Source organism: Luteimonas vadosa, from assembly GCF_039543545.1.
Taxonomy (GTDB): domain Bacteria; phylum Pseudomonadota; class Gammaproteobacteria; order Xanthomonadales; family Xanthomonadaceae; genus Luteimonas; species Luteimonas vadosa.
Genome location: NZ_BAABJY010000001.1, coordinates 881,234 through 902,317, shown reverse-complemented (window position 1 = coordinate 902,317; position 21,084 = coordinate 881,234). Strand labels below are relative to the sequence as shown.

Genomic DNA, 21,084 nt, shown 5'->3' with positions numbered 1-21,084 from the left:
GCTTCCGGGCCGGACACCCGGTCCGCTCGCCATGAGGGGCGCGTCGCGGGGTCGGTCGGACGGTGGCGCGGGCAGCCGTATACTGCCCATGGGCTTCCCGGAGCGGACGACCGCGAAGGAGACGGATGATGTTCTTCCTCCTGCATGGCCGTTGGCCGGTTCGACGCCAGTCCACCGATCGCCCGGCTCCGAGGCGGATCGTTGCGTTATCGGCCTTGCTGCTGCTCGCCGCTTGCGGCGGCGGCGGTGGTGGCGGCAGTGCGCCGGTCACTCCGCCACCCTTGCCGCCTCCCCCACCGCCAGCCCCCTTGCCGGTGGTCGACCCGGAATACCTGGTCTCCGGCCAGTCCCCCTTCACGGCGAACTGCGACGGCGTCGCGGTCTCGGGCACGGTCTACATCAACGCCGAGGTCGAGCCCTACCTGGCCGTCGACCCGTTGAACGCCAACCGCATGATCGGGGTGTGGCAGCAGGACCGCTGGTCCAACGGCGGCGCGCGGGGACTGATGGCGGCCGTCTCCACTGATGGTGGCGTCAACTGGACGCGGCGCCCGCTCCCGTTCTCGCGCTGCGCCGGCGGCAATCCGGCCAACGGGGGCGACTACGCGCGCGCGAGCGATCCCTGGGTCACGTTCTCGCCCAACGGCGTCGCGCACGCGATGGCACTCGCGATCACGGGGGGGTCGTTCACCGCCGGATCGAGCAACGCCATGCTGGCCAGCCGCAGCCTCGACGGCGGGCTGACCTGGAGCAACCCCGCCACGCTGATCCAGGACGGTCCGGGCTTCTTCAACGACAAGAACGCGATCACCGCCGATCCCATCGACGCCAACTTCGTCTATGCGGTCTGGGATCGACTGGTCGCCAACAATGGCGGAGGCCCGACCTACTTCGCGCGCACCACCAACGGAGGCGTGAGCTGGGAGCCGGCGCGCAGCATCTACGACCCGGGCCCGGGCAACCAGACGATCGGCAACGTCATCGCGGCGACGCCGGGAGGCCTGCTGGTCAATCTGTTCACCCAGATCGACAGCGCCGGGGGCGGCCAGACCTCGACGATCCGGGTCATCCTCTCCAGCGACCGCGGCCTGACCTGGTCGCCGCCGATCCAGATCGCCACCCTCATGGCAGTTGGCGCCCGGGACCCGCAGACCGGCCAGACGATCCGGGATGGGGCGATCCTCGCGCAGATCGCGGTCGACCCCAACAATGGCGATCTGTTCGTGGTCTGGCAGGACGCGCGCTTCAGCGGCGGCAGCGTGGACGCCATCGCGTTTTCCCGCTCCACCAACGGCGGGCAGACCTGGTCGGCGCCCGTCCGGGTCAACAACACCGCGACCAACGTGCATGCCTTCACCCCCACGCCTTACGTGCGTCCCGACGGCCGGCTGGCCGTCACCTACTACGATCTGCGCGCCAACGACGCCGACCCCAATATCCTGCAGACCGAGTACTGGATGGCGCAGTCGGGTGATCGGGGCGGGTCCTGGAGCGAAACGCGGGTGGCCAACATCTTCGACCTGGATACCGCGCCCGTGGCCAACGGTTATTTCCTCGGCGACTACCAGGGACTTCGCAGCCGGGGGAGCGTGTTCGTGCCCTTCTACGTCAAGAGCGGCGGCCCGGACAACAACCGCACCGACGTCTATTCCGCACCACAAGTGACGGCCTCCGCGGTGGCCACGGGCGTGCAGGCCTTGCCGATGCCGGCGACGACCATGGCGCAACCCGCGCCGCGAGGGGTGACCATGACCCCGCTGTGGCGGCAACGCATGCAGGAACGCATCGAGGCGTACCGGCAAAGCCGCTTGATCGGCCAGCCGAGGTAAGCGTTCGCCCTCGCCGCCGGGACGCAGCCATCCGCGACGCGCCGGTTGCGCGATGCGGAGCGGATCCATGCCTCCCGGTCGCGCGCGCAGCGCGCGCGGGACGTCCCGTCGTCACGCCGGCGACCACCATCGGCATCGGACACTGGATGGATGGACCGAATCGCCAGCGCCCCTGATTTTTCCGACCCGTCGACCGAGACCCAGGCCAATGCCATCGTGCGCGCGCCACGATGGCGAGGCTGGCGGGACGACCGTCGCTGGCGCTGGGCCGTCGTCGCCTTCGGCACGATGGCCCTGGCGTTCGCCTGGCTGAGTTGGGCGCTGCCGGTCTCCCGAGCGCTGGAACCGCTGCCGGAGCCGACGCTGGTCCTCCTCGACCGCGACGGCAAGCCGTTCGCGCGCCGTGGTGCGTACAAGGAGGCACCGGTCGACGTGCGCACGCTGCCACCGCACGTGCGCGACGCCGTGCTGGCGATCGAGGACCGCCGGTTCTACTCGCACATCGGCCTGGATCCGCGTGGCATCGCCCGCGCGGCACGCCACAACGCCGAAGCGGGCCAGATCCGGCAAGGCGGCAGCACCATCACGCAGCAACTGGCCAAGACCTCCTTCCTGCCGGCCGAGCGCACGTTCCGCCGCAAGATCCAGGAGGCCATGATCGCGCTGTGGCTGGAAGCCCGGCTGGACAAGGACGAAATCCTGTCGCGCTACCTGAGCAGCATCTACTTCGGCGACGGGGTCTACGGGCTGCGGGCGGCCGCGCGGCACTACTTCGACGTCCCGCCCGAAGAGCTCGACCTGGGACAGGCCGCGATGCTGGCGGGGATGGCCAAGGCGCCGTCGGCCCTGGCGCCGACGAGCAACCTGCGCGGCGCCCGCAAACGCGCCGGTGTCGTGCTCTCCGCGATGGTCGATGCCGGCTTCATCAGCCAGGCCGAGGCGGACGCGGCGCGCCCCGCGCGGTTGCGCAGCGGTCGCGCGGATCTCCCGGTCGGCTCGTACTTCGCGGACTGGGTGTCGCCGCAGGCCAAGGCCGCGTTCGAGAGCGAGTACGGGGAAGTTCCCGTGCAGACCACGCTCGATCCGCGCCTGCAGTCGCTGGCCGAACGCATCGTCGGCAACGCCGTCCGTCGCGGCACCCGCGAGCGTGTCGGCCAGGCCGCCCTCGTGGCGATGCGCACCAACGGCGAGGTGGTGGCGATGGTCGGCGGCCACGACTATGGCGGCAGCGCCTTCAACCGGGCGACCCAGGCGCAACGACAGCCGGGCTCCACCTTCAAGCTGTTCGTCTACCTGGCGGCACTGCGGGACGGCATGACCCCCGACAGCCTGGTGGAAGACGCGCCGATCACCCTCGGCGAATGGACGCCAAGCAACTACACCGACAATTACCGCGGCTCGATTCCGTTGCGCGATGCGTTCGCGCAGTCGAGCAATGTCGCCGCCGTGCGCCTCGCCGACCAGGTCGGGACGCGCAACGTGGTCCGCGCAGCGCGCGACCTAGGCATCCAGAGCGACCTGGCGTCGGAGCCGACGTTGGCCCTGGGCAGTTCGGAAACCAACCTGCTGGAAATGACGGCCGCCTATGCGGCGCTGGGTGCGGACACGGCGCCCGTGGTCCCCAGCGGACTGCCGCGTGAAACCACGCGCAACCCGGCGAACGGACATCCGCTCACCGAGGAAGAGCGCAAGGCCCTGCTCGACCTGCTGCACGCCACCGTCGACCAGGGCACGGGCCGTGCTGCCCGGCTGTCGATCCCCGCCTTCGGCAAGACCGGCACCACGCAGGATTACCGGGACGCCTGGTTCATCGGCCTGGCGGGCGACCTGGCGGTGGGCATCTGGGTGGGAAACGACGACAACACGCCGATGGAGAGCGTCACCGGCGGGGGACTCCCGGCGCGGATGTGGGCGGACTTCGCATCCGAGGCATTGGACGCTCGCGCCCTGGGCGCGCGCCCCGCGCGTACCCAAGGCCCACAGCGGAGTTCACGCTGGTCGAAGTGGAAGAGCCGCTGGTTCGGGAAGAAAGGCGGGCGCGGCAAGGGAAAGAAGAAGCGTTGAGCGGCCCGGGCACGACCGGCGCGACCGGATCCTTCGCCCCGACTTCCTGAATCGCCGCGCGTCTTTTTCCCGCCGTTCCCGCGCGCGAACGAGTCCAACCTGAATGCCGTCCCGGTGCAGTGCGGCATCGTTTCGCCCGGTTCACGCCGCGCTGGCGAGGATGTCCACCGGATACCTGACAACGGAGAACCCGATGAACAAGACCACGATGATTTCGACGATTGCGGCGAGCATGGCCGCGCTCGCGCTGGCGTCCACGCCGGTCGTTGCCGGGCAAGGCAAGGGCAAGGGCCACGATGCGCAGCACGCGCACCACCCCTCGGCGGCGAAGGGACATGCCCCGAAGGCGGCCGGCCGGCACGACAACGGCTTGCACCTGGGCTGGCACAAGCAGGCGTGGAAGCGCGGCGATCGCCTCCCGCTGGCCGACATCGGACCGGGTTACTACGTCGAGGACTACCGAGCCTACCGCCTGGCGCCGCCGCCCTCGGGATACCGCTGGGTGCGCCCGATGGATGATCGCTACCTCCTGGTGGAAGTCGCCACCGGCGTCATCCGCGACGTGCTCGGCTACTGAGCCGCAATCCGCGCCAGCACCCTCCCCCCAAAGCCCCGCACCGCGGGGCTTTTTCATGGCCCCGCGACTTCATGGCCCCGCAAGCGGGGGTCGGGACCCTGCCCGGCGCCAGGCGGCTCCCGATGCGAGGTCCGCCTGGTCCATGCGTCATCCCAACGCACCGCACATGTCCGGTTCCTGCCGCTGTTTTACGTTTTGGGGGACATGGCCGACCCGGCCATCCGACCGGTCCTCCCCGTCACCATCCGATGGCTACACACGCAACCCCCGCGGCGTCCCCGCGTTCCCGCCACCTCGCTGCCTGGGGGCTGCTCGCCCTGGCCGCACTGGGCACGATCGGCCTCCGGCATGCGCCGGTGTCGGACGCGGTGGCGACGCCTGCCGTCGCACCGCCGCCCCTCCCCGAGCTGCTGAGCCAGACCGGGCTCTACCGGGACCCGGTTCAACGCCAGGTCGACCCGGAGCTGTTCGAGTTCTCGCCGCAGTATCCCCTCTGGTCCGACGGCACGACCAAGCGCCGCTGGCTGCGCCTGCCACCCGGCACCGCCATCGACGCGAGCCGCAGCGAGGCGTGGCAGTTTCCGCCGGGCACGCGCCTGTGGAAGGAATTCGCCTACGGGCGGCCCGTGGAGACCCGCATGATCGAACGGCTGGCCGACGGCACGTGGCGGTTCTCGGCCTACGTCTGGAATGCCGACGGCAGCGATGCGGTGCTGGCGCCCGAGTCCGGGATCGACGCGGTGCCGCTGCGCGGCGCACCCGTGTCGCACTACGTGATCCCATCGCAAGACGACTGCCGCGCCTGCCATGACGGCGCGGAAGTCCCGGTCCTGGGCGTGTCCGCGCTGCAGCTCTCGCCGGACCGCGACCCGTTGGCGCCGCACGCCTCGCCCCCGGCCCACCGCGAGGGGGAGCTGCGCGCCCTGATCGCACGCGGCTGGCTGCGCAATGCGCCGGCATCGCTGCTCGAAACGCCCCCCCGGATCGCGGCACGCTCCGCCACCGAACGCGCGGCCCTCGGCTACCTGCACGCCAATTGCGGGCATTGCCACAACACCGGCGAGAAGGCCGTGCCGGTGCGGCTGGCCCTCGCCGGACACTGGCGAGACGGCAAGCTCGACGCCCAGACCGTGCTCGCCACGGCGCAGGCATTCGCCCTGCGCGCGCCCCGCGGCGCCGACGGCACGCGCGCCTCGCGCATCGTGCCCGGCGACGCGACCGCCAGTGTCCTGGCGCAACGCATGCGCTCGCGCCACCCGCAAACCCAGATGCCGCCGATCGGCACCCAGCTCGTCGACGACGCAGGGCTCGCCCTGGTCGAACGATGGATCACCGAACTTCCCAAACCCGAGGACCCGACACCATGACCCGTCCACACGCCCGCAACCACGCCCGCAGCGCGCTCGCGCTTGCGATCGCCAGCCTTGCCGCCACCGCGGCCTTTGCCGCCGCGCAATCGGATCCGGCCACCCCGGACGGCGTGGCGGGCACCTCGCCACCGCCGGCCCCGGCGGCGGTCGTCGAGCGCGGCCGCTACATCGTGGCCACGTCCGGCTGCAACGACTGCCATACCCCCTGGGTCATGGGCGAGAAGGGACCCGAGCCCGACATGTCGCGCATGCTGTCCGGGCACCCGTCCGACATGAAACTGCCGCCGCCGCCGGCCCTGCCGGAAGGTCCGTGGACGACGCTGACCGCCGCCACCAACACGGCGTTCGCCGGCCCCTGGGGCGTCAGCTACACCGCCAACCTCACTCCGCACGAGGAAACGGGGCTCGGTCTGTGGACCCTGGCCAACTTCCGCGACACGCTGCGTACCGGCAAGCACCTCGGACGCGGGCGCGACATCCTGCCGCCGATGCCCTGGCCGGTGTACGGGCAGCTCACCGACGCCGACATCGAAGCGGTGTACAGCTACCTGCGCACGATTCCCGCCATCGACAACCAGGTGCCCGAGCCGGACCCGCCGGCAGGCTGAGCACCCCCCGGCACCGGCACCTGCGCTGGCGAAGCGGCCAGGTGCCGGGTCATCGCCATCCGGCATCGTTGCATCCGCCATGAACGGGTGGTCCATCGCGCGCCCACTCCCCGCACGCCCGCTTCGCACAGGCGGTGTCCGATGCGTATGCTGGCGCGATGGATGCCATTCGCACAGGTCGCCTGCAACAGGAGATGGTCGACACCTACCAGCGCGCCCTGACCGGCGGCATGTTCTATGCCGTGTCCTGGCTGGTCGTGGGCCTGTACGGTGATGCGTTCGCGCGCGCACCGGCCGCCAGCTGGGCGCTGACGCTCGCGTTCCTCCTGCTCGCCACCTGGCGATTCGTCCATCGCCCGTTGCAGGACGGCGACGGTCCCGCCATCGCCAACTGGCTGCTGTTGCACTGGGGCATCGTCCTGGCCACGACCGCGCTATGGGGCGTGCTGTTCTTCTGGGCGATGTGGGATCCGGGCTTCGGGCGCGCGCAGACCACAGCCCTGCTGTTCACCCTGGGCCTGGCCACGGCCATCGCCCACGCCTTCAGCATGCGTCGCAGCTTCGCCTTCGCCGGCGTCGCGTTGCTGTGCGTCCCCGGGCTGGTCCTGCTGTGGGTCCGCCCCGAGGGTCGCGCCGACGGCCTGATGATGGTGATCTACCTCGTGTACGTCGTCATCGCGCTGCTGCGCGCCTATGTCGAATACCAGCAGCGCCTGGACCTCGACCAGGAACTGCGCAACCAGCGCGACCTGTTCTCGCGGCAGAGCCGGATCGATCCGCTGACCGAGCTGGCCAACCGGCGCCAGTTCGCCGACGTGCTAGACCATGCGGCCGGCAGGGCGGCCGGCACGGGGTCGCCGCTCACCTTGCTGTTGCTGGACGTCGACCACTTCAAGCGGATCAACGACAGCCACGGACATTCGGTGGGCGACGCCTGCCTCATGGCGATCGCGGCGCGCCTGCGGACGGCGTTCCAGCAACCCGGCGACCTGCCCGCGCGCATCGGCGGCGAGGAATTCGGCGTCGTGCTCGACGGGCAGGGCATCAACGCCGCACTCGCCCGTGCCGAGGCCTTCCGGCTGGAGCAGGCCACGCACCCGATCGCGCTCGAGGGCGTGGCCGTCACCGCCACCGTCAGCATCGGCCTGGCGCAGTACGACCCCGCGGTGCACGACGACATGGACGCGCTCTACCATGCCGCCGACGGTGCTGTGTACGCCGCCAAGGCCACCGGCCGCGACCGGGTCTGCCTGGCGCCAGCCGTCGAGGCCGTACCGGCCTGACGCCGGCCCGCGCCGGGCCGATCGCCGGAATCCATCCGCCGACGCGGCGGTTTCGTCGCCCCATCCGGGCGTCCGTCGCACCGGGGCCCACGGCTGCGCGGCGCCTCGCTATCCTCGATCGCAATCCAGTCGCATCCGGGAAACGCACCGTGATCAAGAGCCTCTTCTTCGTCCTCCGCCTCGCCATCGCATGGGCGCTTGTCGTCGGACTCGCCGTGGCCATCTGGGACGAATTGCCGTTGCTCGGTCGCGTGGAATGGCCGATCGCCATCGCCGCGATGCTCACCATGGCCCTGGTGGTCACCGGTGCGATCTCGCACCTGGGCCGGGTGCGCCTGATCGCCGGCGGCATCGACAGCGCCGCGCTGTCCAACCGCCAGCGGCGGCACATCGAGATCCCGCTGGAGGCCGGCGAGGCCTTCGACCTGCTCGACGCCGCGATCCGCGAACTGCCGCGCATCGAGCAGGTGGAAAGCGCCCGCGACAGCCTGCAGATCCGCGCCAAGGTCCGCCGCCCCGACCTGTACGGCGAATTGCCGCTGGGGCGCTGGAACCCGCTGGCCTGGTTCGGCGAGCGCCGCAACCAGATCCTCGCCACGGTCACGCCCGGCCGCGACACCGGCAGCGTCACGCTGCTGTGCGAACCGGAGAACCCGACCTGGTCGGACCTGCTGCTGGTCGACAACGCCACCAACTACGAGAACGCCGAGGCGATCACCCGCGCCGTCAGCCGACGCATCGCCGCCCACCGCCGCGGCGAGAAGGCCGAGGCCGCGCAGACCGCGACCGAGAAGGAACTCACCGTCGCCAAGCTCAGCCTGCTGCACGCCCAGGTCGAACCGCATTTCCTCTACAACACGCTGGCCAGCGCGCAGCTGCTCACGCGCAGCGATCCCGAGCGCGCCGACGCGATGCTTGGGCACCTGATCCAGTACCTGCGCCGCTCGCTGCCGCGCACCGACGACGAGCAGTCCACCCTGGGCGCCGAACTCGAACGCGCGATCGCCTACCTGGAGATCCTCAAGATCCGAATGGGCGCGCGACTCAAGGTCGAAGTCGACGTGCCGGAGGCGCTGCGCGCCACGCCGTTGCCGCCGATGATGCTGCAGACCCTGGTCGAGAACGCGATCAAGCACGGCCTGGAACCCCGCACCGCCGGCGGCACCGTCTGGATCCGTGCGCGCCGCGACGGCGATTGCGTCGCGGTGACCGTGGCCGACGACGGCGATGGCTTCAACGCGAAAACGACCGGCACCGGCATCGGCCTGAAGAACGTGCGCGAGCGGTTGCGCCTGGTCCACGGCAGCAATGCCGCGCTCGCGGTGGTCGCGAACTTCCCCGCCGGCGTGGCCGCCACCATCACCGTTCCCGCCCCGGCCGGCATGCACGACGCCGCGCCCGCGACCGCCGAGGACTCCGCGCATGAATGACCAGGCCCCGACCGCCGTCGTCGCCGAGGACGAGGCGATCCTGCGCGACGCACTGGTCACCCAGCTCGCGCGCGCCTGGCCCGAACTGCAGGTGGTGGCCGCCTGCGAGGACGGTGCCAGTGCGCTGGAAGCCCTCGCCGAACATGCCCCCGACGTCGCCTTCCTCGACATCCGCATGCCCGGCCTGACCGGCCTGGAAGTGGCCGCGGCCAGCGCCGAAGCCAGTCCGCGGACCCAGGTCGTGTTCACCACCGCCTACGACCAGTACGCCGTCGACGCGTTCGAGCGCGGCGCGGTCGACTACCTGCTCAAGCCCATCGACGGCGACCGCCTCGCCGCCTGCGTGCAACGGCTCAAGGCGCGCACCGGGACGCCCGATGCCGCCGCCTTCGCCGAACTGCTGCAACGCCTCAACGACGGCTTGCCACGGGCCGAAGGCCCGGAGCCGCTGACCTGGATCACCGCCAGCGCGGGGCAGGAGACTCGGCTGATCCTGGTCGACGAGGTGGTCTACTTCCGCGCCGACAACAAGTACACCTCGGTGATGACCGCGGAAGGCGAAGCGCTGTTGCGCACGCCGATCAAGGACCTGCTGCCGGTGCTGGACCCGAAGACGTTCAAGCAGATCCACCGCTCCACCATCGTGAACATGAAGGCGATCGCCGGCATCGCCCGCGACGACAGCGGACGCGGCTGCGTGCGCCTGAAGTCGCGTCCGGAAACGCTCCCCGTCAGCGCGCCGTACATGGCGCTGTTCCGACAGATGTAGCCCGCCCCCGGCGCCCTGCCACGCCACGGGCCGGGCGCAAGCAACCCAGTCACGACCGCTCACACCCAGCTTCCCGAGGTGACCCGTGAACAAGTTCATCGCCATCCTCTCCTTCGCCTTGTCGCTGTACGGTTGCGACGTCGGCGGCAATACCTACGTCCATCGCAGCAGCGGCGCCGAAGGCGACGTGCTCCATAGCCGGGTCGTGGCCAGGCCGGGTTTCGCCGAGTTCGAGTGCCTGCGCAGTGCCAGCGGCCACTGCCACTACACCCTGTATCCACGCAAGTGCCCGGCCGTCCCGGATTCGCCTTCGACCGCTCCGCAAGCCGAGGACTGCCGCACCGGGCCCGCCAAGCGCTTCGCGCTGGCCAGCGGCGAGCGCCGGCGCATCGCCTCCCTGAGCCGATTCCGGCTGTGCGTCAGCACCGATCCCGGCGGCTCGATCCCGGGCTGCGCACCACCGCCCGCGGCAGCCGCGACGCAGGCGGGTCTTGCCATGCAATCCCCGTGACAGCAGGCCGCGAAACCCTCGACGCAATGCGTGGCGCCACGAGGGCCATCACGGCTGCCCGCATGTCCGTGCAAGCAGCCCGCACCGTGCGCTGAAGCCGGCAACCGCGCGGTGCACGGGCGGAACACCCGGGGTGCGAATTCACGCCGCCCGCCCCCGCATCGCGTTGCCGCATCGTCCTGCGCCGTTGCTGCTCGCGGGAAATGAATCATCCGCAACCGCTGTCCTCTGGCGATACCGCGCCTGGCACCCTGCGCTGCGGTGCGCACGCGCTTCTCCGCTTGGCTGCACCGTGTGAAAGGCGGGCACGCCCGACGCACGTCTTGCCGATCGCTGCGGCCAGCCCGCACCGTTCGCGCTGGCCAGCGACGATGCGCATGCCTCGCAAGGCCTGCGCACGTGCCGTGACGCGTACCTCTTTGCCTTCAGCAGGCCCGGGCTACTATCCGGCCCATGGAATTTCCCGCCCCGTCCCGCCCGATGGCCTATTTTCTTGCCCTGGCGGCGGCGATCATCGCCATCGTCGTCCGGGTGGCGATCGCGCCAGCGCTGTTCACCAATGCCACCTTCATCCCGTTTTTCCTGGCCGTGCTGCTGGCGGCCTGGTACGGCGGATTCGGGCCCGGGCTGCTGGCCACCGTCATCGGCGCCACGGCCACGAACTGGCTGCTGCTGGAACCGACGGGCTCGTTCGCCGTCGCCGACCAGGACGGCATGATCCGGCTTTCGCTCTACGTCACGGTGGCGGTGCTGATCAGCCTTGCCTGCGAATCCCTGCATCGGGCCCGCCGACGCACGGCCAGCATGCGCTCGGACATCACCGAACTGCGGCGCATGGAGGAGGAGCTGCGGGAACTGGCCGCCGAGCTATCCGAGGCCGACCATCGCAAGGACCGTTTCCTCGCCACCCTGTCGCACGAGCTGCGCAATCCGCTCGCGCCGATCTCCAATGCGCTGGAACTGATCCGGCGCGCCGACGGCGACCAGGGCACGATCGAGGCCGCACGCGCAACGCTGGAACGCCAGGTCGCCCACCTGGTGCGCCTGGTCGACGACTTGCTGGACGTGAGCCGCATCACCCGCGACAAGCTCCAGCTCAAGCGCCAGGTCGTCCCCCTGGCCGCGGTAATCAACGCCGCGGTCGAAGCGGCCGAGCCTTTGGTGGTGGAGCGGAAACACACCTTGGAAGTGGAGCCGGTGCCCCCGGACATCCACCTCGACGTCGACCCGACCCGTGCCGCCCAGGTGCTGGCGAATCTCCTCAACAATGCCGCCAAGTACACCGACCCGGGTGGTCGCGTGCGAATCCGCACCGGCATCGAGGGCGACAAGGCCCGGATCGCCGTGCAGGACAATGGCATCGGCATGCAGGCAGACGATGTGCCGCGCGCCCTGGAAATGTTCGGGCAGGTGGACGCCTCGCTGGAGCGCAGCGATGGTGGGCTGGGCATCGGGCTGAGCCTCTCCAAGCGACTTGTCGAGATGCATGGAGGCAGCATTTCGGTTCAGGCGGTGCGGGACGGGCCGGGAACCGAGGTGACGGTCCTGCTTCCCATCGCACTCGAGACTGCGACCCGGGAGCCGGACCCACCCCTTGCGTTCGCGCACCGGCTGCGCGTCCTGGTCGCCGACGACAACGCCGATTCGGCCGACACGATGGCGATCATGCTCGAATTGATGGGCCACGAAACACGGGTCGCGAGTGACGGGGAGGATGCCCTCGAAATGGCCGCTGCCTACCAGCCCGACCTCGTCCTGCTGGATATCGGCATGCCACGGCTCAATGGCTACGAGGCCTGCCGCCGCATTCGTGCCCTGCCCTGGGCGGGCGAGCGCGTGCGCATCGTCGCGGTCACCGGCTGGGGCCAGGAAGACGACCTGCGACGCTCGCGCGAAGCCGGGTTCGATCGCCACATGGTCAAGCCGCTGGATGCCGAAGAGTTGCAGGCCATGCTGGGCGAACTGTTCGGCGACCGCTGAGCGACGGCGATCGACCCGGCCCGCGCCGCGCGGGGAGGCCAACCCAGACGGCACAGCTGCCGCAGCCCGGCGCCGCCGCACGTACGGCGGCGCCGGGTCACCGGTGGGTCAGGCCCGCTTCTTCCCCGCGATCCACTGGTCCACGCGCCGCTCCAGCAGATGCAGCGGCATCGCGCCGCCGCCCAGGATGGTGTCGTGGAAGCCGCGGATGTCGAAGTCCGCGCCCAGCTCCCGCTCGGCCTTGGCGCGCAGCTGCTGGATCTTGATCATGCCGACCTTGTAGGCCGTGGCCTGGCCGGGCCAGGTGATGTAGCGGCGGACTTCGGCCTGGATCGCCTCGTTCGGGATGGAGCTGTTCGCGGCCATGTAGTCGGCGGCCTGCTTCTGCGTCCAGCCCTTGGCGTGCAGGCCGGTGTCGACCACCAGCCGGATCGCGCGCCACATCTCCGAGGTCAGGCGGCCGTACTCGGAGTACGGATCGGTGTAGGTTCCTGGCATCTCGCGTGCCAGCCACTCCGAGTACAGGCCCCAGCCTTCGGAGTAGGCGGTGAAGCCGGCCTGCTTGCGGAACTCGGGCACGCCCTCGAGCTCCTGCGCGATGGCGATCTGCATGTGGTGGCCCGGCAGGCCTTCGTGGTACGCGATGACCTCCAGCGTGGTCTTCGGCATCGCCTCCATGTCCGACAGGTGGGCGTAGTACACGCCCGGGCGCGAGCCGTCCGGGCTGCTGCGGAAGTAATGCTGCGCGGCGCCGTCGACCTCGCGGTACGGCTCCACGCGCTTGACCACCAGGTCGGCTTTCGGCAGCAGGCCGAAGTACTTCGGCAACTGCTGCTTGATCGTGGCGATCGCCTTGGTGGCGTCGTCGATGTAGGCCTGGCGGCCGGCATCGGTATTGGGGTACTTGAAGCGGCGGTCGGTGTCGACGAACTTGAAGAAGGCCTGCAGGTCGCCCTTGAAGCCGACCTTGTCCTTCAGCGCTTCCATCTCGCCGCGGATGCGCTTGACCTCGTCCAGGCCCAGCTGGTGGACCTGTTCGGGCGTCATGTCGGTGGTCGTCGAGGCGCGCAGGCGCTGGGCGTAGAAGGCCGCGCCATCGGGATGCGTGGTGCCGACGCCGGACGGGTTGACCGCGGCGTTGGGCAGGTCGGCCTCGAACCAGGCGATCACGCCTTCGAAGGCCGGCTGCACCGCCTCCACCAGCGCGGCGCGGGCATCGGCCTTCAGCGCCTTGGCCTGGTCCGCATCGATCTTGCCGTCCTTCACCAGGGCATCGGCCTTGGCCTGGGCATCGGCCCACAGCGCGCTGTTCTTGCCATCGGTGAACGGCGCGCCGGTGACGACCTTGCGCGCCTGCTCGATCACGCCCTCGTGCGCGAAGCGCGGCGGCCGGATGCCCAGTTCCGCCGAGCGCTCCACCTGGTCCATCAGCCGGCCGAAGGCACGCGGCACCTCGCGCAGGCGCGACACATAGGCCGCGTAGTCCTCGGCAGTGTCGACCTTGTGGAAATTGATCATGAAGGTCGGCATGAACGACTGCGCGCCGCCCATCTGCTCGAAGGGATAGCGGTGGTCGGCGAAGCGGTCGGCGGCCTGCGCGGCCTGCAGCTGGTACTCGAACAGGTCCCACGACAACCGCGCCTCGTCGCCCAGCGCATCGCGATCGAAGGTGGCCTTCATCTCATCCACCGCCGCGGCCATCCAGGCGAGGTCCGCGCGGGCCGCTTCGCGCGACATGTCGTCGAGCTCCGAGTAGCGGTCCTTGCGGCCGAGCATCGTCATCTGCATCGGGTTGCGCTGCAGGTTCTCCTCGTACTTGCGCTCGAACCACGCATTCAGGCGCGCATCCTCGGACGTCGCGGCGGCCTGGTCGGCACGCGACGCGGCCGAAGCGCTGCCGGTCTCCGGCGGAGCGGAGGCACACGCGGTGAGCAATGCAAGGGAAAGGACGGATACCGTGAGGACGCGGCGCATGTGGACTCCAGGCTGGCGGGAGCGGGGCTCCGGGACCATCGATGATGCCGCATGCGGCGGCGGGTGTCAGGCTCGAGCCAGGCGGGCCTTTCCGAAGACGCACCAACGGCTGCGCTCAAGCCGTCCCGGGAAGTCGCACCAGCTGCTCGCCATTGCACACGACGCTGCCGGCGCTGTCGGACCCGCGCACCGCGAAACCGCCCGAGAACCGCGAGAACGCCGGCAGCACCAGCGCATCGGGTTGCATCCAGAACAGCGGGAACCGGCCGGCGCCACGCAAGCGCACCACCGGATGCACGTGCCCGCAGACCACGTGCGCTCCGCCGGGAGTCCCGGGCGGTGCGTGGCGGAATTCGAATGGACCGTCGTGGATCGAGCGCGCGACTTCGCGCACCCCGGCCGCGCCGGCATCCAGGGCACGATCGTGGTTGCCGCGCACGACGAGCATGTCCACGTCGGCATGCGCCTCCCGGAACGCGCGCCACGCGGACGCCACCGGGTCCGGCCACGGGCCGTGGAGAAAGTCGCCGAGCACCCAGAGCGCCGTCGCCCGCGTGTCGCGCAACAGTGTCGCGAGCCGCTCCAGGTCGTGCGCCGTGCCCCCGCTGGGAACGGGAATGCCGGCCGCGCGGAAGACGTCGCCCTTGCCCAGGTGCAGGTCCGCGACCACCAGGCGCGCGCGCTCGGGCCAGTGCAACGCGCGATCCGCGAGCAGGCGCAAGGGCACGCCGGCGACCGACACCTCGAGCGCGTCAGCCATGGCGCTGTTCCAGTCGCTGCGCCGCACGCCGCACGCGGGTCTTCCAGTCCTCGTTGCTCAGGCTGCCGCGCATGCCCTCGGCCCACAGCGGGAACGCAAGCGGCGTCAGGCTGCGCGGACGCTGCAGGTCGATGGGCGAAGTCTCGATGCGCGCGAGCAGCGCCTCGAGCGCGCGCACCTCGAGCTGCGCCTCGAGCACCTCGCGCTCCGCCTGGCGCAGGAGCATGTGCCCGGGATCATGCTGGCGGAGGACATCGAACAGCAGTCCGCTGGAGGCCTGCAGCTGGCGCAGGCTGCGCGCCGCGCGGCCGGGCAGCGAGGGCGGCAACAGGCCTGCCACCCGCGCCACTTCACGGAACTGGCGGCGCGCCAGTTCGGTGAGGTTCATGCCGTCCTGCAGGTCGTCCACGAGGCCTTCGCCGGACAACAGGGCACGCAACAGGTCGACATCCGGGGCGACCGTGGCCTGCGCGGTGAGCGCCAGGCCGTAGTCGTTGACCGCGAAGGAGAAGCTGTTGGGCGCCCGGCGACTCCAGCGCAGCGCAAGCAGGGCGGCGAGTCCTTCGTGCACGGCGCGCCCCGCGAACGGGAACAGGAAGAGGTGCCAGCCCTGGCGCGTGCGCGCGAACTCGGCCAGCAGCCCGTCGCGCGACGGCATCGCAGACAGCTCCCGCTGCAGCGCCAGCAGCGGACGCAAGGCGCGCAGTTCGGGCGACCTGGGCGGCGCCGCCAGCACCTCGGCGACGCGCGCGCCCAGTTCGCCGGACAGGGGCATCCGCCCGCCCTGCCAGCGGGGGACGATGCCCTCGGTCCGCGCTGCCAGACGCACGTAGCCGACCATGTCCTTGAACCGCACGAGTTCCAGCGTCCGCCCCGCGAACTGGAAGCGGTCGCCCGGGCGCAGCCTGGCCAGGAAGCCTTCCTCGACGCTGCCCAGCGGCTTGCCGCGCAGCAGGCGCACCTGCATGGCGCCGTCGCTGGCGATGGTGCCGATGGAGAGGCGATGGCGGAACGCGATGCGGCGATCGTGCACGCGGTACAGGCCGTCGTCGTCGCGCACCACGCGGCGGTAGTCCGGGTAATGCTGCAACGCCTCCCCGCCCTGCACGACGAAGGCGAGCACGGCCTGCCACTGCGCGTCGGTCACGCCCGCGAACGCATGCGTGCCGCGGACTTCCCGCAGCAGCGACGCGGACTCGAACCCGCCGGCCAGCGCCAGCGTCACGCAATGCTGGGCGAGTACATCCAGCGCCAGCGTCGGCGGCCGTCGTGCCTCGACCTCGCCTGCGCGCAGCGCCTCGCGCGCGGCGGCGTACTCGGCCACCTCCAGCGCGTGGGTCGGCGCGCAGACGACGTGGCCGGCTTCCCCCGGTCGGTGGCGCGCCCGCCCCGCGCGCTGCAGCAGGCGGGCCACGCCCTTCGGGCTGCCGATCTGGATGACCTGGTCCACGGTGGGGAAGTCCACGCCGAGGTCGAGGCTGGAGGTCGCCACCACGCAGCGCACGCGCCCTTCGCGCAATCCCTGCTCCGCCGCCTGCCGCAGCTTGGGGTCCAGCGAGCCATGGTGCAGCGCGAGCGTCTCCGGTGCCTCGAGCCAGACCGATGCCAAGGCGCGATGCCACAGTTCGGCCTGCGCGCGCGTGTTGGCGAACAGCAGGGTGGTGCGCGCCTGCTGCAGGCGCGCCGCGACGCGCTGCACCTGCGACAGGCCCAGGTGCCCGGCCCAGGGGAAGCGTTCGCCCTGCTCGGGAAGCAGGGTCTCCAAGGTCAGCGTGCGCGGTTTGGCGGCGCGGACGATGGCCGCGTCCGGCATGTGCGGCAGGAGGACGTCGCGGGCCTGTTCGAGGTTGCCCAGCGTGGCCGACAGGCCCCACAGGCGCATCGCCGGGTTCCACGCGCGCAGTCGCGCCAGGCAGAGCTGCAGCAGCACGCCGCGCTTGTTGCCGAGCAGTTCGTGCCACTCGTCCACGACCACGGCGCGCAGACCGGACAGCCGTGCCTGGGTTTCCGGGTAGGTCAGCAGCAGGGCCAGCGATTCGGGGGTGATCACCAGCACGTCGGCGCGGCCCTGCCGGGCCAGGCGCTTGTCCCGCGTGCTGGCGTCACCGGTGCGCATCGCCACCGTCCACGGCAACCCGAGCGCTTCGATCGGTTCGCGCAGCGCGCGCACCGTGTCGTTGGCCAGCGCGCGCAAGGGCGTGACCCACAGCAGCCGGACCCGCGGGCCGTCGGCCTTGCCGGCCTTGCCGGCCTTCCGGGTCACGGGACGGCCTGCTTCGCCCCCGGCCAAGGCCTCGAGCAACGGGCCGCCGAGCACCGCGAGCGTCTTGCCGCTGCCGGTGGGCGTGACCAGCAGCCCGGACTCGCCGCGGCGATAGCGCCGCCACGCCTCGCGCTGGAACGGTGCGGGCGTCCAGCCCTGCACGGCGAACCAGTCCGCCAGCGGCTGGTCGAAGCGCTTGCGGCCACCCACCGGCGCCTCGGCACCCTGGCTCTTGCGCGCTGCGCCCGGCGAATCCGAGACGGCGCGCGTTGCCGGCGTGCGCCGCCGCGCCTTGCGCGCCCGCTTGCCGGAGTCGTTCATCGCGCCAGCGCCTGCAGGGTCGCGAGCGCGTCGGCCTCGGCAGGCGGCTTGTCGTGGCGCCAGCGCAGGATGCGCGGGAAGCGCACCGCGATGCCGGACTTGTGGCGCCTGGAATGGTTGACGGCCTCGAACCCGAGTTCGAACACCTGCACCGGCTCCACCGCGCGCACCGGCCCGAAGCGCTCCGTGGTGTGGGCACGGATCCAGCGGTCCAGCGCGAGGATCTCGGCATCGTCGAGGCCCGAATACGCTTTGGCCACCGGCACCAGCACCTCGCCATCCCACAGGCCGAAGGTGTAGTCGGTGTAGAGCGTGCTGCGGCGTCCGTGCCCGCTTTGCGCATAGAGCATGACCGCGTCGATCGTGAGCGGATCGATCTTCCACTTCCACCAGTCGCCGCGCTTGCGACCGTGCCGGTACGGGGACGCCAGGCGCTTGACCATGAGCCCTTCGACGCCACGCGCCCGCGCGCCTTCGCGCAAACCCGCCGCCGCCGGCCAGTCGTCCGCCACCACCCGCGGCGAGGCTTGCAGCAAGGGCGCATCGGCCGCGTCCAGCAGCTGCTCGAGCAAGGCGCGGCGTTCGACCAGGGGGCGCTCGCGCAGGTCTTCGCCATCGAGCTCGAGCAGGTCGTAGGCGACGACGCGCACCGGCGTTGCTTCCAGCGTCCGCGCGCCCGGCTTGCGACGCTGGATGCGCTTCTGCAGCGCGGTGAACGGCAGCGGCGCGTCCTCGCCGTCGCGCCAGGCCAGTAGCTCGCCGTCGAGCACGGCGTTGCGCGGCAAGGCGGCGAGCGCGCCTTCGATCTCCGGGAAGCGCCCGTCCATGCGTTCCTCGCCGCGCGACCACAGGGCGATGTCGCCATCGCGCCGGATCAGCTGCACGCGGATGCCGTCCCACTTCCACTCCAGCAACCAGTCGTCGATCGATCCCAGCGCCCGTTCGACGGCCACCGGGTCGTTGGCCAGCGCCGTCGCCGCATCCAGACCGGTCGCCGCGTCGCCCGCACCCACCGTTCCCGCCACCGGGGGCGACGGGCGCAACGCCGTTTCCAGCGGCGAGGCCAGGAAGAATGGGTATGGCAGCGCCGCGTCGCCGGGCTGCGACTGGGTCGACAGCAGGCGCTGCATGAATCCGGGCGAAGGCGTCCACGCCCCCATCAAGCGCTGCGCGAGCAGGGCGACGTCGACGCCGGAGAGTTCGGCGAGCGCCTTCTGCACCAGGCCCTGCGAGACGCCCACGCGCAAGGCGCCGGTGAGCAGCTTGTTGAACACCAGCCGCTCCTCGAATGGCAGGCTGCGCCATGCCGCCACCACGACCGCGCGTCGCGCCTCGGGTGCGCCGTTGGCGACCGGCGCCAGGCGCTGCTCGATCCATTCGGCAAGGCCGATGTCCGCGTGGCGTTCGGCCGGATCGTCCAGCAGCAGGGCCAGGGTCTCGGCCAGGTCGCCGACCTGGTCGTAGCTGGCATCCACCAGCCAGCCGGGGTTGCCGCTGGCCTCGGCGATCCAGTCGCGCAGCTCGCGGGTATTGGCGATGCGGGCCTTGCGTCCCTTCAGCGTCACGCCACCCACCTTGCCGCCGGTGAGCAGCCACAGGGCCCACGCCGCGTCGGCGGGCGGGGCCTCGCGGAAGTAGTCGACCAGCGCGGCGCGCTTGTCGAGCGTCGACGTGCTGCGATCCAGCCGCCAGTACAAGCGGGCGAAGCGGCGCATCAGTCGCCCCCGTCGTCGCCGGAGGGCCGCGTGGCCACCGCGAAGGTGCCGGTGTCGACGCCATCCTCGTTGAGCCAGCGCACCAGCGCATCGGTGTTGCCATGCATGGCGATGACCCGGCGCGCGCCGGTCTCGCGCACGGTGCGCAGCAGGGCGGGCCAGTCGGCATGGTCCGACAGGACGAAGCCGCGGTCGTAGTTGCCGCGACGCCGGTTGCCGCGCAAGCGCATCCAGCCGGAAGCGAACCCCTGTTGCGCCCGCCGGAAACGACGAATCCACGGGCTGCCCGCGGCCGAGGGCGGCGCGATCACCAGCCGCCCGGCGAAGTCGGCGTCTTTCGAGGCATCGGCGACGCGCCGCGTCTCGACCATGCCGATGCCCGCCTCCCGATAGACCTGCACGCCGGCGTCGATCGCGCCGTGCAGCCACACGGGTTCCATGTCGCCCAGCGCGGCCAGTTCGGCGAGCACGCGCTGCGCCTTGCCCAGCGCATAGGAGTAGAGGATGGCCACCTCGCCGTTGGCGGCGCATTCGTCGCGCCACTGCAGCAGTTCGCGCGCCACCTCGGGCGTCTCCGGCCAGCGATACACCGGCAGGCCGAAGGTCGCCTCGGTGATGAACACATCGCACGGCACGACCTCGAACGGTGCGCACGTGGGATCGTGTTGCCGTTTGTAGTCGCCCGACGCGACCCAGGTCTCGCCGCCGGCCTCGATGCGCACCTGCGCCGAGCCGAGCACGTGCCCGGCCGGATGCAGCGACACGCGTGCGCCGCCCAGTTCGAACGGCTCGCCGTACTGGTGCGCCACGTAGTCCTGCGCACCCAGCCGCCACTGCAGGATCGGCAGTCCGGCGGCCGCGACGTGGTATCGCCCCATGCCGGCGCGCGCATGGTCCGCATGCCCGTGGGTGACCACCGCGCGCGGCACGGGTCTGGACGGATCGATGTGGAAGTCGCCGACGGGGCAATAGAGCCCCTCGGGGCGCATCTCGACCAGGTCGGGCATGCCGCGCGCGCCCGGCTCAGGGATCGACGGTGCCGGTATCGCTCAAGGCATCGTGCTTGCCGGTGGCGGCGACGGTGGCGAAGTACGCCAGCTTGGTGAGCAGGTTGCCCGGCCCGTCCCAGTAGCTGGCCTCGTCCACGTCCACGCGCAGCAGGCAGACGTTGGGGTCGTACTTGCCGCCCTTGAAGAAGACGTCCAGGGCCGGCGACCAGAGCCGTTCGATCTGGGCGCGGTCGGTCACCACCTCGGCGCGGCCCGATGCCGACACGTAATGGTTGTCGCCCTCGTGCATCAGGCCGACGTGGACCGCGGGGCGGGCGCGGATGTCCTCGGCCGCGGGGTTGTCGGTCTCCGTGGCGAACCAGAACACGCCTTCGAAGTCATCGCCCAACGGCGTCATCGGGCGCGCCACGATGCGGCCGCCGCCATCCACCGTGGACAACATGGCGGTGCCGAACGTGCCGACCAGCTTGGCAAGCTTTTCGCGCTGCGCATCGGTGGATGAATCGTTCATCTCGTCTCTCCGTGCGGCGGGCCAGTGTCCCGCCACCGCCGTGAGCGGGGCGGCAACGCTGCCGCCGGTGCGTCTCACGGATTGAGACTGTCCGCCGCCATGCTGCGTG

The 21,084-nt window shown here is 71.0% G+C and carries 16 protein-coding genes; 10 read left to right on the top strand and 6 right to left on the bottom strand.

Going from position 1 to position 21,084, the window contains the following annotated elements:
• Positions 1–128: 128 nt before the first annotated feature.
• The 10 genes from ABD970_RS04075 (at position 129) to ABD970_RS04030 (ending at position 12,421) form a co-directional block, all read left to right on the top strand.
• Complete coding sequence (locus tag ABD970_RS04075; protein ID WP_345294211.1) at positions 129–1,829, top strand: hypothetical protein; 1,701 nt, start codon at positions 129–131, stop codon at positions 1,827–1,829.
• Positions 1,830–1,979: 150 nt separating this feature from the next.
• Positions 1,980–3,893, top strand: a complete 1,914-nt coding sequence (locus ABD970_RS04070; protein WP_345294210.1) for a transglycosylase domain-containing protein — start codon at positions 1,980–1,982, stop codon at positions 3,891–3,893.
• 193 nt (positions 3,894–4,086) lie between these two features.
• Positions 4,087–4,470: an RcnB family protein gene (locus ABD970_RS04065; RefSeq protein WP_345294209.1), complete on the top strand. Its 384-nt coding sequence runs from the start codon at positions 4,087–4,089 to the stop codon at positions 4,468–4,470.
• A 248-nt stretch (positions 4,471–4,718) separates the two neighbouring features.
• Complete coding sequence (locus tag ABD970_RS04060) at positions 4,719–5,837, top strand: hypothetical protein (protein WP_345294208.1); 1,119 nt, start codon at positions 4,719–4,721, stop codon at positions 5,835–5,837.
• Entirely contained in the window at positions 5,834–6,448 is a 615-nt protein-coding gene (locus ABD970_RS04055; RefSeq protein WP_345294207.1) for a c-type cytochrome, read from the top strand. Before ABD970_RS04060 ends, ABD970_RS04055 begins: the two co-directional genes overlap by 4 nt.
• A 158-nt stretch (positions 6,449–6,606) precedes the next feature.
• Positions 6,607–7,731 carry a GGDEF domain-containing protein gene (locus ABD970_RS04050; RefSeq protein ID WP_345294206.1) on the top strand — a complete coding sequence of 375 codons (1,125 nt, stop codon included), beginning with the start codon at positions 6,607–6,609 and terminating at the stop codon, positions 7,729–7,731.
• 149 nt (positions 7,732–7,880) lie between these two features.
• A complete protein-coding gene (locus ABD970_RS04045) occupies positions 7,881–9,161 on the top strand; it encodes a histidine kinase (RefSeq protein ID WP_345294205.1) in 1,281 nt (426 codons plus the stop codon).
• A complete protein-coding gene (locus tag ABD970_RS04040) occupies positions 9,154–9,930 on the top strand; it encodes a LytR/AlgR family response regulator transcription factor (protein ID WP_345294204.1) in 777 nt (258 codons plus the stop codon). The genes ABD970_RS04045 and ABD970_RS04040 overlap by 8 nt, the downstream gene beginning before the upstream one ends.
• A gap of 85 nt (positions 9,931–10,015) precedes the next feature.
• Positions 10,016–10,441, top strand: a complete 426-nt coding sequence (locus tag ABD970_RS04035) for a hypothetical protein (protein ID WP_345294203.1) — start codon at positions 10,016–10,018, stop codon at positions 10,439–10,441.
• Positions 10,442–10,894: 453 nt separating this feature from the next.
• Positions 10,895–12,421 carry an ATP-binding response regulator gene (locus tag ABD970_RS04030; RefSeq protein ID WP_345294202.1) on the top strand — a complete coding sequence of 509 codons (1,527 nt, stop codon included), beginning with the start codon at positions 10,895–10,897 and terminating at the stop codon, positions 12,419–12,421.
• Between the two features lie 108 nt (positions 12,422–12,529).
• Here the strand turns inward: ABD970_RS04030 and ABD970_RS04025 are convergent, their stop codons facing one another.
• From ABD970_RS04025 to ABD970_RS04000, 6 genes are all read right to left on the bottom strand, one after another.
• A complete protein-coding gene (locus tag ABD970_RS04025) occupies positions 12,530–14,395 on the bottom strand; it encodes a DUF885 domain-containing protein (RefSeq protein ID WP_345294201.1) in 1,866 nt (621 codons plus the stop codon).
• A gap of 115 nt (positions 14,396–14,510) precedes the next feature.
• Positions 14,511–15,155: a ligase-associated DNA damage response endonuclease PdeM gene (gene pdeM / locus ABD970_RS04020; protein ID WP_345294200.1), complete on the bottom strand. Its 645-nt coding sequence runs from the start codon at positions 15,153–15,155 to the stop codon at positions 14,511–14,513.
• Entirely contained in the window at positions 15,148–17,739 is a 2,592-nt protein-coding gene (locus tag ABD970_RS04015) for a ligase-associated DNA damage response DEXH box helicase (RefSeq protein ID WP_345294199.1), read from the bottom strand. The genes pdeM and ABD970_RS04015 overlap by 8 nt, the downstream gene beginning before the upstream one ends.
• The gene (locus ABD970_RS04010) at positions 17,736–19,454 is read right to left on the bottom strand and encodes a cisplatin damage response ATP-dependent DNA ligase (protein WP_345294198.1); all 1,719 of its coding nucleotides are present in this window, start codon (positions 19,452–19,454) and stop codon (positions 17,736–17,738) included. The genes ABD970_RS04015 and ABD970_RS04010 overlap by 4 nt, the downstream gene beginning before the upstream one ends.
• On the bottom strand, positions 19,454–20,461 hold the full coding sequence (locus tag ABD970_RS04005; RefSeq protein ID WP_345294197.1) for a ligase-associated DNA damage response exonuclease: 1,008 nt from the start codon (positions 20,459–20,461) through the stop codon (positions 19,454–19,456). The genes ABD970_RS04010 and ABD970_RS04005 overlap by 1 nt, the downstream gene beginning before the upstream one ends.
• Before the next feature lie 16 nt (positions 20,462–20,477).
• The gene (locus ABD970_RS04000; protein WP_345294196.1) at positions 20,478–20,975 is read right to left on the bottom strand and encodes a pyridoxamine 5'-phosphate oxidase family protein; all 498 of its coding nucleotides are present in this window, start codon (positions 20,973–20,975) and stop codon (positions 20,478–20,480) included.
• Positions 20,976–21,084: the final 109 nt, after the last annotated feature.

What these genes read in the sequence shown, in the direction of transcription:
- ABD970_RS04075 (WP_345294211.1), top strand. Translation starts at nt 129, where the DNA reads ATGTTCTTCCTCCTGCATGGCCGTTGGCCGGTTCGACGCCAGTCCACC.
- ABD970_RS04070 (WP_345294210.1), top strand. Translation starts at nt 1,980, where the DNA reads ATGGACCGAATCGCCAGCGCCCCTGATTTTTCCGACCCGTCGACCGAG.
- ABD970_RS04065 (WP_345294209.1), top strand. Translation starts at nt 4,087, where the DNA reads ATGAACAAGACCACGATGATTTCGACGATTGCGGCGAGCATGGCCGCG.
- ABD970_RS04060 (WP_345294208.1), top strand. Translation starts at nt 4,719, where the DNA reads ATGGCTACACACGCAACCCCCGCGGCGTCCCCGCGTTCCCGCCACCTC.
- ABD970_RS04055 (WP_345294207.1), top strand. Translation starts at nt 5,834, where the DNA reads ATGACCCGTCCACACGCCCGCAACCACGCCCGCAGCGCGCTCGCGCTT.
- ABD970_RS04050 (WP_345294206.1), top strand. Translation starts at nt 6,607, where the DNA reads ATGGATGCCATTCGCACAGGTCGCCTGCAACAGGAGATGGTCGACACC.
- ABD970_RS04040 (WP_345294204.1), top strand. Translation starts at nt 9,154, where the DNA reads ATGAATGACCAGGCCCCGACCGCCGTCGTCGCCGAGGACGAGGCGATC.
- ABD970_RS04030 (WP_345294202.1), top strand. Translation starts at nt 10,895, where the DNA reads ATGGAATTTCCCGCCCCGTCCCGCCCGATGGCCTATTTTCTTGCCCTG.
- ABD970_RS04025 (WP_345294201.1), bottom strand. Translation starts at nt 14,395, where the DNA reads ATGCGCCGCGTCCTCACGGTATCCGTCCTTTCCCTTGCATTGCTCACC.
- pdeM (WP_345294200.1), bottom strand. Translation starts at nt 15,155, where the DNA reads ATGGCTGACGCGCTCGAGGTGTCGGTCGCCGGCGTGCCCTTGCGCCTG.
- ABD970_RS04015 (WP_345294199.1), bottom strand. Translation starts at nt 17,739, where the DNA reads ATGAACGACTCCGGCAAGCGGGCGCGCAAGGCGCGGCGGCGCACGCCG.
- ABD970_RS04010 (WP_345294198.1), bottom strand. Translation starts at nt 19,454, where the DNA reads ATGCGCCGCTTCGCCCGCTTGTACTGGCGGCTGGATCGCAGCACGTCG.
- ABD970_RS04005 (WP_345294197.1), bottom strand. Translation starts at nt 20,461, where the DNA reads ATGCCCGACCTGGTCGAGATGCGCCCCGAGGGGCTCTATTGCCCCGTC.
- ABD970_RS04000 (WP_345294196.1), bottom strand. Translation starts at nt 20,975, where the DNA reads ATGAACGATTCATCCACCGATGCGCAGCGCGAAAAGCTTGCCAAGCTG.